Raw genomic sequence first — 13,897 nt, 5'->3', positions numbered from 1 at the left:
CTTCATCACTTGTTCTTGTTGTAGACGTCGATGAACACCGCCGCCAGCAGCACCAGCCCCTTGATGACCTGCTGGTAGTCGATGCCGATGCCCAGGATCGACATGCCGTTGTTCATCACGCCCATGATGAAAGCGCCGATCACCGCGCCCATCACCCGGCCCACGCCACCCGAGGCCGATGCGCCGCCGATGAAGCAGGCTGCGATCACGTCGAGCTCGAAGCCCAGGCCCGCCTTGGGCGTGGCCGTGTTGAGCCGCGCCGCGAACACCAGGCCCGCCAGCGCCGCCAGCGCGCCCATGTTCACGAAAGTGAGGAATGCGAGCCGCTGCGTCTTCACGCCCGACAGCCGCGCCGCCTTCTCGTTGCCGCCCAGCGCATAGATGCGCCGGCCGATGGTCGTGCGGTTGGTGACGAAGTCGTACACCACGATCAGCACCGCCATCACGATCAGCACGTTGGGCAGGCCCTTGTAGGTCGAGAGCAGGTAGCTGAAGAACAGGATGATGGCCGCGAAGAACAGGTTCTTCACCAGGAAGAAGGCATACGGCTCCTGCTCCATGCCGTGCGCCGCCAGCTTGGCTCGCCCACGCAGCTTGAAGAACACCAGCGCCGCCGCAGCCAGCGCACCCACCACCAGTGATGTGGTGCGCAATGCCTCGCCGCCCAGCGGATCGGGAATGAAGCCCGAGCTGAGACGCTGGAACTCCACCGGGAACGGCCCCACCGACTGCCCCGCCAGCAGCGCCAGCGTGAGCCCCTTGAACACCAGCATGCCCGCGAGCGTGACGATGAACGAAGGGATCTTGCGGAAGGCCACGAACCAGCCCTGCGCCGCGCCGATGACGGCGCCCGCAAGAATGCTCACGATGGCCGTGGGCACGAAGTGCCACTCGTACTCCACCATCAGCACCGCAGCCAGCGCGCCGATGAAACCGCACACCGAGCCCACCGACAAGTCGATGTGCCCCGCCACGATCACCAGCAGCATGCCCAGCGCCATGATGACCACGTAGCTGTTCTGCAGCAGCAGGTTGGTGAGGTTCAGCGGCCGCAGCAGCGTGCCGTCAGTCAGCACCTGGAACAGCACCATGATCGCGACCAGCGAGATCAGCATGCCGTATTCGCGCAGGTTGTTCTTCAGGAAGCCGACATGCAGCTTCGGCGCTTCCGTAACGGGTACTGCGGGCTTCACCGCGTTCACTTCAGGCTGCGACATGAACCGAACTCCCCGCACTCACGATGGCGTGCATGATGCGTTCCTGCGAGGCTTCTGCAGCCGGAAACTCGGCGACGAAGCGCCCCTCGTTCATCACGTAGATGCGGTCGCACATGCCGAGCAGCTCCGGCAGTTCCGAAGAAATCATGAGAATGCCTTTGCCCTCGCTCGCGAGCTGGTCGATGATGGTGTAGATCTCGTACTTGGCGCCCACGTCGATGCCGCGCGTGGGCTCGTCGAGAATCAGTAGTTCGGGCTTGGTGAAGAGCCACTTGCTCAACACCACCTTCTGCTGGTTGCCGCCTGACAGGTTGACCACCAGCTGCTCGACGCCCGAGCAGCGGATGTTGAGCGCCTTGCGGTACTCGTTGGCCACCTTGAATTCGCGCCCGTTGTCGATCACCGAAGAATCGGAAATCGCATCGAGGTTGGCCAGGCTGATGTTCTTGCGGATGTCTTCCTCCAGCACCAGCCCCAGGCCCTTGCGGTCTTCGGTGACGTAGGCGATGCCGTGGTCGATGGCCTTGCGCACCGTGCTCACATCCACCTGCTTGCCGTGCATGAACACCGAGCCGCTGATGCGCTGCCCGTAGGACTTGCCGAACACGCTCATGGCCAGCTCGGTGCGGCCCGCGCCCATGAGGCCCGCGATGCCGACGATCTCGCCCTTGCGCACATTCAGGCTCACGCCCTTGATCTGCTCGCGGTCGGCATGCAGCGCATGGTGCACGCGCCAGTCGCGCACCTCGAACACGGTCTCGCCGATCTTCGGGTCGCGCTGCGGATAGCGGTGCGCCATGTCACGCCCGACCATGCCGCGGATGATGCGGTCTTCGCTGATCGCCTGCCTTGCGCAATCCATCGTCTCGACCGTGGCGCCGTCGCGCAGCACGGTGATCGAATCGGCCACCTTGGCAATCTCGTTGAGCTTGTGCGAGATGAGGATCGACGCGATGCCCTGGCGCTTGAGCTCCAGCAGAAGCATCAGCAGCGCATCGCTGTCGTTCTCGTTCAGGCTGGCGGTGGGCTCGTCGAGGATCAGCAGCTTCACCTCCTTGGCCAGCGCCTTGGCGATTTCCACCAGCTGCTGCTTGCCCACGCCCAGGTCGGTCACCAGCGTGGTCGGCGGCTCCTTCAGGCCCACCTTGGCGAGCAGCTCGCGCGTCTTCGCATAGGCGGCAAACCAGTCGATCACGCCGCCGCTGGCAATCTCGTTGCCGAGGAATATGTTCTCGGCAATGGACAGCAGCGGCACCAGCGCAAGCTCCTGGTGGATGATGATGATGCCCAGCTTCTCGCTGTCGGCAATGCCCCGGAAGCGGCGCAGCTCGCCCTCGAAATGGATCTCGCCGGTGTACGAGTCGCACGGGTAGACGCCGCTCAGCACCTTCATGAGCGTCGACTTGCCCGCGCCGTTCTCGCCGACCACCGCGTGGATCTCCCCCGCGCGCACGCTGAGGTTGACGTTGCTCAGCGCCTTCACGCCAGGGAACGTCTTGGTGATGCCGCGCATCTCGAGGATGGCGGCGGCATCGGCAGTACGGCCGTCAATGCTCACTTGATCTGGCTTTCCTTGTAGTAGCCGCTGTCGACCAGCACCGTCTTCCAGTTCGACGCATCCACGCTCACCGGCTTCAGCAGGTACGAGGGCACGACCTTGATGCCGTTGTTGTAGGTCTTGGTGTCGTTCACCTCGGGCGTCTTGCCCGAGAGCATGGCGTCGACCATGGCCACCGTAACCTTGGCCAGCTCGCGCGTGTCCTTGAACACGGTCGATGTCTGCTCCTTGCGCAGGATCGACTTCACCGAAGGCACCTCGGCGTCCTGACCCGACACGATGGGCATCGGCTGCGAGCCCGAGCCGTAGCCCACGCCCTTAAGCGACGACAAAATGCCGATAGAGAGGCCGTCGTACGGCGACAGCACTGCATCGACACGGTCCTTGGTGTAGTAGGCCGACAGCAGGTTGTCCATGCGCGCCTGCGCTACCGCGCCGTCCCAGCGCAGCGTGCCGACCTTGTCCATGCCCATCTGCTTGCTGCGCACCACCAGCTTGCCGCTGTCGATGTAGGGCTTGAGCACCGAGAGCGCGCCGTTGTAGAAGAAGAAGGCGTTGTTGTCGTCGGGCGAGCCGCCGAACAGCTCGATGTTGAACGGGCCCTTGCCGCTCTTCAGCCCCAGCGCCGCCTCGATCGACTGCGCCTGCAGCACGCCGACCTGGAAGTTGTCGAAGGTGGCGTAGTAGTCGACGTTCTTCGAACCCTTGATGAGCCGGTCGTACGCGATAACCTTCACGCCCTTGTCGGCCGCCTTCTGCAGCACGTCGGACAGCGTGGTGCCGTCGATGGCCGCAATCACCAGCACCTTGGAGCCCTTGGTCACCATGTTCTCGATCTGCGCGAGCTGGTTCGGAATGTCGTCGTCGGCGTACTGCAGGTCGGTCTTGTAGCCCTTGTCCTTGAAGTACTTGACCATGTTGGCGCCGTCGGCAATCCAGCGGGCCGACGACTTGGTGGGCATCGAGATGGCGATCAGGCCCTTGTCCTGCGCGTTGGCCAGCGGCGTGAAGCCGACGACGGCCAATGCGATGCCCGCGAGGGAGGCCTTGAGGAATTTGCGTTTCATGGGTGTGGGCTCTCAGTACTTGCGATTGGGAAACTCTTTGGCTGCGACTTCCATGGGGAAGATGCCTTCGACCGTCACGATACGCTTTGGCAGCGTCTTGCCGTCCTTGATGTCCTTCACCGCCTGCATCAGCTGCGGCCCGAGCAGCGGGCTGCATTCGACCGACACGTTGAGCTTGCCGGCGATCATGGCTTCGAAGGCGCCCTTCACACCGTCGATGGAGATGATGACGATGTCCTTCGCGGGCTTCAGACCGGCTTCTTCAATCGCCTGGATCGCGCCGATGGCCATGTCGTCGTTGTGCGCGTAGAGCACGTTGATCTTCTTGCCCTCGGCCTTCAGGAAGGCTTCCATCACTTCCTTGCCCTTGGCGCGCGTGAAGTCGCCGGTCTGCGAGCGGATGATCTTGAACTTCGGGTCGGCCTTGATGATTTCCTCGAAGCCCTTCTTGCGGTCGATGGCAGGGGCCGAGCCCACGGTGCCCTGCAGCTCGACGATGTTCACTTCGCCCTTCTGATCCTTCATCTTCTCGACCAGCCAGCGGCCGGCCTTGCGGCCTTCCTCGGTGAAATCGGAGCCCATGAAAGTCACGTAGAGCGAGTCGTCCTTGGTGTTGACGGAGCGGTCGGTCAGCACCACCGGGATCTTGGCGGCCTTGGCCTCGCGCAGCACGGTTTCCCAGCCCGACTCGACCACAGGCGAGAACGCGATCACGTCCACCTTCTGCGCGATGTACGAGCGGATGGCCTTGATCTGGTTTTCCTGCTTCTGCTGCGCATCGGAGAACTTGAGATCGATGCCCGCCTCCTTGGCCGAGGACTTGATCGACTCGGTGTTGGCGGTGCGCCATTCGCTCTCGGCCCCCACCTGCGCGAAGCCGAGCACGAGTTTCTTCTGCGCCAGCGCGGAAACGGGCAGCAGGCCACTGAGGGCAGCGGCGGCGAGCGCGGTGTTGAGGGTACGGCGATTCATGGTCATGGGATGTCTCCTTCTGTTGACTTGCTTGTTGAGAACCGTTTTTCGTCGTGGCTCAGGCCAGCATGTAGCCGGTCTTCACCGTCGTGTAGAACTCCGCGGCATGGCGCCCTTGTTCGCGCGGCCCGTAGCCCGACCCCTTGCGGCCACCGAAGGGCACGTGGAAGTCCACCCCCGCGGTCGGCAGATTGACCATCGTCATGCCGACCACGGCATGGCGCCTGAAATGCATCGCGTGTTTCAGCGAGTTGGTGCAGATGCCCGCGCACAGGCCGAAGGGCGTGTCGTTGCACAGCGCGAGCGCTTCGTCGTAGTCGTCGGCGCGCAGCACGCAGGCCAGCGGGCCGAAGATTTCCTCGCGCGCGATGCGGTGCGAGGGCTTGGCCAAAAAGAGCGCGGGGCTCATGTAGTGGCCGGCGGTGGCGCGCTCCAGCGCCTCACCGCCCCACACGTGCTCGGCGCCCTCTTCGCGCGCCACGTCGACCCAGGCGAGGTTCTGCGCCAGGCGCTCTTCGTCGGCCACCGGGCCGATGTCGACGCCGCGCTCCAGCGCGTGGCCGATCTTCAGCGTCTTGAGCCGCTGGCGCAGCTTTGCGACGAAGGCGTCGTGCACCGCCGCCTCGACGATGAGCCGGCTCGATGCGGTGCAGCGCTGGCCCGCGGAGAAATACGCGCCCTGCACCGCGCAATCGACGGCGCGGTCGAGGTCCGCGTCGGCCAGCACCACCAGCGCGTTCTTGCCGCCTGTTTCGAGCTGCACCTTGGCGCGCCTCGCGGCAGCGGCCTGCAGGATGCGTTCGCCATTGGCCATGGAGCCCGTGAAGCTCAGCGCATCGACCAGCGCGCTGTCGACCAACGCCTGCCCCACTTCGCGGCCGCTGCCCATCACGAGGTTGAAGGCACCGGCCGGCAAGGCGGCGCGGCTGATGATCTCGGTCAGCGCCCAGCCGCAGGCCGGCACTAGTTCGGCCGGCTTGAACACCACGCTGTTGCCATGGGCCAGCGCGGGTGCGATCTTCCACGCCGGAATGACGAAGGGCGAGTTCCACGGCGTGATGAGCCCGACCACACCGACCGGCTCGCGCGTGACGTCGACCTGCACGCCCGCGCGCACCGAGGCCACGTTCTCGCCACCGCCGCCGCGCAGGGCTTCGCCCGCGAAGAACTTGAAGATCTGGCCCGCGCGCGCCACCTCCGCAACGGCCTCGGGCAGGGTCTTGCCCTCTTCGCGCGCCAGCAGCAGGCCCAGGTCGTCCTTGCGTGCGAGCAGTTCGGCGCCGATGCGGTCGAGCACGTCGGCGCGCCGCTGCGGCGTGCTGTGGCTCCAGTGGGGAAAGGCCTCGGTGGCCGCGCGGATGGCGGACTCGGCCTGGCGGCGATCGGCACGTGCGTACTCGGCCACCACTTCGCTGGTGTCCGAGGGATTGGCGCTCAGACCCGTGGTCGCGCTGGTTTCCCAGCGGCCATTGATGTACTGCCGCACGTTCTGATGGATCTCGCCGTGAATCACCGGGGCGCGGACCTTGTCTCTGTTGTTATTGGGGTGCCCGGAGTCTATGAATAGTTTTGATATCAATCCAATCGTTTTTTAAGCAAAATGGATATCGATCATCGGATTCTGGAAAACCCGATCAGTCCTTCGTTTCAAGAGACGACATGACATGACCAACTACAACCACTGGTTCATCCGCGCCCGGCTCAAGACCCGGCAACTGCTGCTGCTCGTGGCCCTGGCCGAGGAAGGCAACATCCACCGCGCGGCGCAGGTGCTCAACATGACGCAGCCCGCCGCATCCAAGCTGCTGAAAGACCTGGAAGACGTGCTGGAGGTGCCGCTGTTCGACCGCCTTCCGCGCGGCATGCGCCCGACCTGGTACGGCGAGACCATGATCCGCCACGCCCGCGTCGCGCTCGCGAGCCTGAACCAGGCGCACGACGAGCTCACCGCGCTCAAGGCCGGCCGCTTCGGCCAGGTGAGCGTGGGCGCCATCACCGCGCCGGGCCTCACGCTGATGCCGCCCGCCGTGGCGATGGTGAAGCGCGAGCAGCCCGATTTGCGCGTGTCGCTGGAGATCGAAACCAGCCCCGTGCTGATCGAGCGGCTGGAGCAGGGCAAGCTCGACATCCTGGTGGCACGGCTCTTTGCCGAGCACGACAAGTCGCAGCTGCGCTACGAGGCGCTGACCGAAGAGCCCGTGTGTGCGCTGGTGCGCCCGGGCCATCCGCTCTTGGGCGTGAGCGGGCTCACGTTGCGCGACGTGGTGAGCGCCGGCTGGATCGTGCCGCCCGCGGGCAGCGTGCTGCGCCACCGCTTCGAGCTGATGTTCCAGGAAGAAGGCCTCGCGCCGCCAACCAACACCATCGAGAGCTCGGCCCTGCTCTTCATCACGCGCATGCTGCAGCAGAGCGACATGGTGGCCGTGCTGGCGACCGACGTGGCACGCTACTACGCCGCACACGGCATCGTGTCGCTGCTGCCGCTGGACATGCCCTGCCACATGGACGCCTTCGGCATCATCACGCGCACCGACCGGCTGCTGTCGCCGGCGGCAAAGGTGATGATGAAGGCGCTGAAGACCGCGAGCCTCAGCGTGTACGGCCGCAAACTGGAAATCGACTGACGGCTGGGCCGCCGCGGCTTCAGGTCCAGCCGGCGTCGACGGTGAACTCTTGCGCCGTGCACATCTTCGCGTCGTCAGACGCGAGGAATAGCACCATGCGCGCGATGTCTTCCGGCATCAGCTTGTCGGGCAGGCACTGGTTGCGCTGCAAGGCCTTCTCGCCCTCTTCATCGAGCCACAGCTTCACCTGCCGCTCGGTCATCACCCAACCGGGCGACACGGTGTTGATGCGGATGCGGTCACGCCCCAGATCCACCGCAAGCCCGCGCGTGAGGCCGTTCACCGACGACTTGGCAATTGCATAGCAGGGGTAGCCCGAGCCCTTGGTCTGCCAGCCCGTCGAGCCCAGGTTGACCACCGAGCCGAAGCCCAGCCGCTTCATGCCCGGCACCACCGACTGGATCGCGAACAGCGCGGGCCGCTCGTTGATGGCCATGCGGTTGTCGTAGTAGTCGGGCGTGACCGATTCAAGCGTGTGGCGGTCGTCGCTCGCGACGTTGTTGACCAGCACCGCGAAGTCGCCGAGTTCGGCGGCTGCGTCAGCAATGGCCTTCTGCAGTGAGGCGATGTCGCGCACGTCGCAGGCGCGCCACCACGGCGCTGCGTGGCCGGCGCTCTTGATCTGCTGCGCGAGCGCCGCGCTGGCGCCCTCGGCGATATCGACGAAGGCCACGCGAGCGCCCTGCGCCGCGAATGCGGCGACGATGGCCGCGCCAATGCCGCTGCCGCCACCGGTGACAAACACCGTGCGGTCCTTCAGGCTGGGATGAATGGAAAGCTGGGGGGAATTCAAGAAAAGTCTCCGAGGTACGCATCACATGACATTGCAATATGAATATCTGTTGATGCCAGTATTTTCAATTTCCGTTATCAATATGCCTTGATACGATCCGCCGCGTCAAGAAGACATCACAAGGAAAGAACAAATGAAAGAGACAAGCCCCTCCCTCCCCCCGTTGCCCGCGCCTTCGGTCGCAGGCGAGCCCGAATGCATCTGGCCCGCCGGCGCCAACCTCGGCGAAGGCACGATGTGGTCGCAGCGCGAACAGGCGCTCTACTGGATCGACATCCTCACGCCGCGCCTGTTCCGCTACGACCCCGCCACCGGCGCGCAGCGGACCTGGACCTTCGACGAAGAGATCACCGCCATCGCCGAGCGCGCCAACGCGCCGGGCCTCTTCATCACCCTGCGCCGCGGCTTCGCGCTGTTCGACACCACCGCGCCCGGCGACGACGCCAAGCCGCGCTACCTGCACCAACCCGAACCCGAGCGCACCGGCAACCGCTTCAACGACGGCAAGTGCGACAGCCGCGGCCGCTTCTGGGCAGGCAGCATGGACTTCGACTGCAAGGCACCCACCGGCGCGCTCTACCGCTACGACGCCGACGGCCGCTGCACGAAGCACGACGACGGCTTCGAAGTGACCAACGGCCCGACGTGGTCGGCCGACGGCCGCACCATGTACTTCAACAACACGGTGCTCAACAACCTCTACGCCTACGACTTCGACATGGAAGCGGGCACCGTGTCGAACCGACGCGTATGGCACCGCTTTCCGAAACCCGATGGCCTGCCCGACGGCATGACCACCGACGCAGCCGGCCGGCTCTGGATCGCGCACTGGGGCGGCTCCTGCGTGACCTGCCACGACCCGGTGAGCGCGGCCGAGCTGTGCCGCATCGCGCTGCCTGCGAGCCACGTCACCGACTGCGCCTTCGGTGATGCTGACCTGCGCACGCTCTACATCACGACCGCGCGCAACGGGCTCACTGCGCAGCAGCAGGCGGCCGAGCCGCTGGCGGGTGGATTGTTCAAGGTGCGCATCGACAGCCCGGGTGTGCCGGCGGCACTGTTCGCAGGCTAGAGGGCCTCTTATGCACGCAAGAATGATCGCGCACTAGTTCACGCAAAGCGCAGGCACCTCACGCGGTGTCATTGGCGTTGGTACATGGGCTCCCAGAATCCCGCCCAAACAAGTTCTTCGCTCTCGGCACGAGAGGCGATCACTATCCAGGGAGCCCAATGTCCAACTTCGACGGCGCGCACGTGCGCGCCCCGCTGCCATGAAGCGGCGGGTAAGCATTCGCACGCCTGCGGGCGATGCAATTCAATTCCACCGTCTGGCGGGCCGCGAGGCACTGAGCCAGCCCTACAGCTTCGATCTCGATCTGCTGGGCGGCCACAACGCAATTGACCCGAATGCGATGCTGGGCAAGCCCGCCAGCGTTGCCATCCAGACCGAACGCGGCGGAGTGCGGTACCTCGACGGCATCGTCACCAGATTCGGTCTTGCGCGCGAAGACGACCGCCATTGCTTCTACAGGATGCAGTTGCGCCCCTGGCTGTGGCTGGCCACGCGCCGCAGTGATTTCAGGATCTTCCAGGACCAGAGCGTTCCCGAGATCATCACAGCCGTGCTGGAGCGCTACGGCTACCCGCTCGAGCAGAAGCTCAGCCGCGACTACCGGCGCTGGGACTACTGCGTGCAGTATGGGGAGACAGACTTCGACTTCATCTCCCGCCTCTGCGAGCACGAGGGCCTGTATTACTTCTTCCGTCACGAAGAAGGTCAGCATGCGCTGGTCTTCGCCGACGACATCACCAGTTCGCACGGACCGCTGCCCGGTGGCGAAGAAGTCCGCTTCCATGTCGACGAACAAGCCGGCATGACGGGCGGCCTGGATGCGGGCGAGCGCGTCTACGAATGGTCAGCCTCCGAAGAGGTTCGCTCGGGCCGTTTCCTGCACGACGACTACGACCACCTGCACCCCAAGGCAGACCTGAGCCAGTCGCAGCAGAAGCCAGTCGGCCACGACCATGACCGCTACGAGCTGTACGAGTGGCCCGGCGGCTACACCCGGCTCGGAGACGGTGAAGCCTATGCGGTCATCCGCAACGAAGAACAGCTGAGCGAGCGCAGCCGCGCAAGTGGTCGCTCCAACAGGCGCGACCTTGCGCCGGGCTTCACCATGCGCCTGGCAGAGCATCCCCGCGCCGACCAGAACCGGCAGTACCTGCTGCTCGGCGTGAGCTACGACCTTCAGGAAAACCTCCAGGCCACCGAAGGCGCGCAGGCCTCCGAAGGGTCCGTCCAGCGTTTCGCTTTCGACGTGCAGCCCACGAGCTTTCCGTGGCGCCCCAGTCGCACGACCCCAAAGCCCCGCACCCAAGGTCCGCAGACCGCCGTCGTGGTCGGCCCTTCGGGCGAGGAGATCTGGACCGACCAGTACGGCCGCATCAAGGTGCAGTTCCACTGGGACCGCATCGGCCAGAACAACGAGAACTCCAGTTGCTGGATGCGCGTGTCCTCGAACTGGGCAGGCGCGAACTTCGGCGAAGTGGCGCTGCCGCGCATCGGGCAGGAGGTCATCGTCGACTTTCTCAACGGCGACCCGGACTACCCCATCGTCATCGGCCGCGTCCACAACGCCGACCAGATGCCGGCATGGACCCTGCCGCACCAGAAGCATCTGGCCGGCTACCGCAGTCGCGAGCTCGGCGGCGGTGATCGCGGCAACCATCTGGCGCTCGACGACACGAGCGGCAAGGTACAGGCACAGCTCAAGAGCGACCACCTGAGCAGCAGCATCAGCCTTGGGCACATCGGTCGCATCGAGGGTACAGCCGGGCGCGAAGACGACCGGGGCCAGGGCTTCGAGCTACGCACCGATGGGCACGGCGCCATTCGTGCCAGAGCCGGCCTGCTCGTCACCACCGAATCGCGCCCGAACGCGCAGGCCCACATCACCGACATGCGCGAGACAGTGGCGCGGCTCACGCAGGGGCGCGATCTGCACGAAGGCCTGAGCCAAATGGCGCAGGAGGCCAAGGCGCACGAATCGGGCGATCAGGACGAAGTGGCCCGGGAACTGAAGGAACAGAACGATGCCATCAGGGGAAGCGGCATCGACCCGGAGCAAGGCCAGTTCCCCGAATTCTGGCAACCGCACCTGACGCTGGCCAGCCCGGCAGGCATCCAGACCACGGCGCAAGGCTCCACGCACATTGCCAGCATGGGGCACAACGCGCTCACCAGCGGCGCGCACACCAGCGTGAGTGCAGGCAAGAGCTTTCTTGCAAGCGCGAGGGATGCGGTGCGCCTGTTCGCCTTCAAGGCTGGTATCCGCCTGATTGCCGGCAATGCGGACATCGACGTTCAGGCCCTGCGCAACAGCATCAACCTTCTGGGCAGGCTCAACATCAAGCTCGAGGCAGAGCGCATCACGATCACGGCCAAGGAGGAAGTGCTGATCAACGGCGGCTCCAGCTTCAGCCGCTGGAACGCGCAGGGCATCGTGCACGGCACCACCGGGCTGTGGCGCGAGCATGCGGCGACCCACAGCCTGATGGGGCCGGCCAGCCGCGCGCCGGAGGTGGTGAACCGGGATGCGAAGGCAGCTTTCGATCAGGAAGTCATCTTCCATCACCTCGATGAGAAGAACACGGCTGCAGCAAAGCAGGTGTTCAGGCTCATACGCAATGACGAATCTCCGCCAGAGCCCGCGAACGCCTCCGGCGCAAACACCGGCACCGACGGCACCACGCAATTGCAGCGTTCCGATACTCCCGAGATCTATGGGGTGCGCTGGATGGGGAGGAAGAAATAATGGCAGTCCAAGGTGAAGAAGAGGACGCTTGGCTGGATTTCAGCCTCGGCATCGGCGGCTTCGCGGAGGTAGCCGTTGCCACGACGCCCGTGGCCGACAAGCGCAAGGTCCGCGTACGCGTGCCGCCGGGCAAGCTCATCCCCATCGTGTTCCTGCCCGGCATCATGGGCAGCAACCTGCGGCTGTCCAAGGCGCGGCAGGCATTGCTCAAGCGCAGCGACAACATCGCCTGGCATCCCGACGACACCGGCGATGTCCTGGGCCGGCGCAAAGACAGCCCGGCGCAGCGCCAGATGCGCCTGGACCCGGACGAGGTGGAGGTGGACCGCTACGAGGTCACCGACGATGGCGGCGAGCGCTTCGATGCAACGGGCGACGCGACCGTCAGCTCCGACAAGCGCCACGACAACGTGCCCAACAACCTGGGCCACGTCAGCAAGCTACTCATCGACGACCCCAAAGTCGATCCGAACCACCCGCTGGCAGCCAACAGGCGGAGCTTCACGGCCGCGCAGAAGGCTCGCGCACGTGGCTGGAGCGAGGTGATGTTCAAGGCCTACGGCGACATCATCAAGCACATGGAAAGCCGCCTCAACGACATGCTGCAAGGCCAAGGTGAGCAGGTGAAGGTGTCGTTCTCCTGGACAAACAACGAAGACCAGCGGGCGATGGTGGGGTGCGAGCCTTCGAGCTTCGGTGGCCAGAGCAGCGCCGCGCTCACTGAAGCCGACATAAAGAAGATCGGCAACTGCTGGTACCCCGTGCACGCCTTTGGCTACAACTGGCTCAAGAGCAATGGCGAGGAAGCCAGGTCGCTCGCACCGAAGATCGACAAGCTTGTGCAAACCTACAACGAGAACGGCTTCGACTGCCCAGGCGTGATCCTCGTGACCCACAGCATGGGCGGCATCCTGGCACGCGCGCTGATTCACCCGGACTACGGCAACATCAAAGACAAGGTGCTGGGCATCGTGCACGGTGTGATGCCCACGACCGGCGCTGCGGCAGCCTACAAGCGCATGCGCGCGGGCTTCGAGGGTGCCCCCTTTTACGATTTCGTCGGGAACGTCATCCAGGGTCTGCTGGGCGACGACGGGGAAAAAGTGACTGCGGTGCTGGCCAATTCACAAGGCGGGCTGGAGCTGTTGCCCGCAGCCGCCTACGGGACGCAATGGCTGCATGTGCAGGATCAGGACGGCAACTTCCTTGCACGACTGCCTCAAGACAATGCGGTGGACGAGATCTATGCGCAGGGGCCACACAAGTGGTGGCGGTTGATCAATCCAGCGTGGATTGATCCGGCTGGGCAACTCGGAAAGCCGCAAAAAGAAGGTGGCAAAACTAAAGAGCAGATCGGTCCGGAAGCAACGATGAAGCGAGTTGAAAGAGCGATGGAATTCGCCAACTCCATCGAACACACTTTCCACGAGCGCACCTACGCCCACTACGGCAACGATCCGAAGCAATTGGCCTGGAACGAGGTGTCGTGGCGCGTGGTCGATGGGGACGCCGCGAAGGCGGGCGACCCGGCGAACTGGACGCTGGTGCCCGGTGATACGGGCGACAACAAGAAGGGCTTGCTGAAGGTACGCGGCAGCTATGGCACGGAACTCATCTTGAAGCTTCAGCCACCCGGTGCTGCGGCCGACGGCACGGTGCCAGTAGAGCGCAGCGCCAGCAAAGTCCAAGCCAAGGTCAAGTTCGTTCAGCGCGGCTACGACCATCAGGACAGCTACAAGAACCCGGATGCCAGTGCTTCGACGCTCTACGGCATCGTGCGCATCGCCAACGAGTTCGATCCACCGTGGTGGGACAAGAAGGACTGAAGCGCTTCACCTCGATCATGACCAA

The 13,897-nt window shown here is 64.6% G+C and carries 10 protein-coding genes; 4 read left to right on the top strand and 6 right to left on the bottom strand.

Annotated features, from left to right (window positions below; all coding sequences use genetic code 11):
• Positions 1-5: 5 nt before the first annotated feature.
• From mmsB to ACSFBF_RS25435, 5 genes are read right to left on the bottom strand one after another with little or no spacing between them, the layout of a single operon-like run.
• Positions 6-1,217: a multiple monosaccharide ABC transporter permease gene (gene mmsB / locus ACSFBF_RS25455; protein WP_435471891.1), complete on the bottom strand. Its 1,212-nt coding sequence runs from the start codon at positions 1,215-1,217 to the stop codon at positions 6-8.
• Positions 1,204-2,730, bottom strand: coding sequence for a multiple monosaccharide ABC transporter ATP-binding protein (mmsA, locus tag ACSFBF_RS25450; RefSeq protein WP_435472364.1), 1,527 nt, complete (start codon positions 2,728-2,730; stop codon positions 1,204-1,206). Before mmsA ends, mmsB begins: the two co-directional genes overlap by 14 nt.
• Positions 2,731-2,771: 41 nt before the next feature.
• A complete protein-coding gene (chvE, locus tag ACSFBF_RS25445; protein WP_435471889.1) occupies positions 2,772-3,842 on the bottom strand; it encodes a multiple monosaccharide ABC transporter substrate-binding protein in 1,071 nt (356 codons plus the stop codon).
• A 12-nt stretch (positions 3,843-3,854) separates the two neighbouring features.
• Complete coding sequence (locus tag ACSFBF_RS25440; RefSeq protein WP_435471887.1) at positions 3,855-4,820, bottom strand: ABC transporter substrate-binding protein; 966 nt, start codon at positions 4,818-4,820, stop codon at positions 3,855-3,857.
• Positions 4,821-4,872: 52 nt separating this feature from the next.
• Complete coding sequence (locus ACSFBF_RS25435; RefSeq protein ID WP_435471885.1) at positions 4,873-6,327, bottom strand: aldehyde dehydrogenase family protein; 1,455 nt, start codon at positions 6,325-6,327, stop codon at positions 4,873-4,875.
• Positions 6,328-6,478: 151 nt separating this feature from the next.
• On the opposite strand from ACSFBF_RS25435, the gene ACSFBF_RS25430 reads away from it, so the two are divergent.
• Positions 6,479-7,438, top strand: a complete 960-nt coding sequence (locus tag ACSFBF_RS25430; RefSeq protein WP_435471883.1) for a LysR family transcriptional regulator — start codon at positions 6,479-6,481, stop codon at positions 7,436-7,438.
• 19 nt (positions 7,439-7,457) lie between these two features.
• Here ACSFBF_RS25430 and ACSFBF_RS25425 read toward each other — a convergent pair whose 3' ends face one another.
• Positions 7,458-8,231, bottom strand: coding sequence for an SDR family NAD(P)-dependent oxidoreductase (locus tag ACSFBF_RS25425; RefSeq protein WP_435471881.1), 774 nt, complete (start codon positions 8,229-8,231; stop codon positions 7,458-7,460).
• A 133-nt stretch (positions 8,232-8,364) separates the two neighbouring features.
• Here ACSFBF_RS25425 and ACSFBF_RS25420 point away from each other — a divergent pair, with 133 nt between their 5' ends.
• The 3 genes from ACSFBF_RS25420 to ACSFBF_RS25410 all read left to right on the top strand — a co-directional run bounded on the left by ACSFBF_RS25420 (position 8,365) and on the right by ACSFBF_RS25410 (position 13,872).
• Positions 8,365-9,303: an SMP-30/gluconolactonase/LRE family protein gene (locus ACSFBF_RS25420; protein WP_435471879.1), complete on the top strand. Its 939-nt coding sequence runs from the start codon at positions 8,365-8,367 to the stop codon at positions 9,301-9,303.
• A 199-nt stretch (positions 9,304-9,502) separates the two neighbouring features.
• Positions 9,503-12,046 carry a type VI secretion system Vgr family protein gene (locus ACSFBF_RS25415; protein WP_435471877.1) on the top strand — a complete coding sequence of 848 codons (2,544 nt, stop codon included), beginning with the start codon at positions 9,503-9,505 and terminating at the stop codon, positions 12,044-12,046.
• Positions 12,046-13,872 carry a lipase family alpha/beta hydrolase gene (locus ACSFBF_RS25410; protein ID WP_435471875.1) on the top strand — a complete coding sequence of 609 codons (1,827 nt, stop codon included), beginning with the start codon at positions 12,046-12,048 and terminating at the stop codon, positions 13,870-13,872. The genes ACSFBF_RS25415 and ACSFBF_RS25410 overlap by 1 nt, the downstream gene beginning before the upstream one ends.
• Positions 13,873-13,897: the final 25 nt, after the last annotated feature.

It is taken from the genome of Variovorax nivicola, assembly GCF_051216475.1.
Lineage (GTDB): Bacteria > Pseudomonadota > Gammaproteobacteria > Burkholderiales > Burkholderiaceae_C > Variovorax.
Note: the sequence above shows the minus strand (reverse complement) of the source record. Positions and strands in the feature narration are given on the sequence as shown.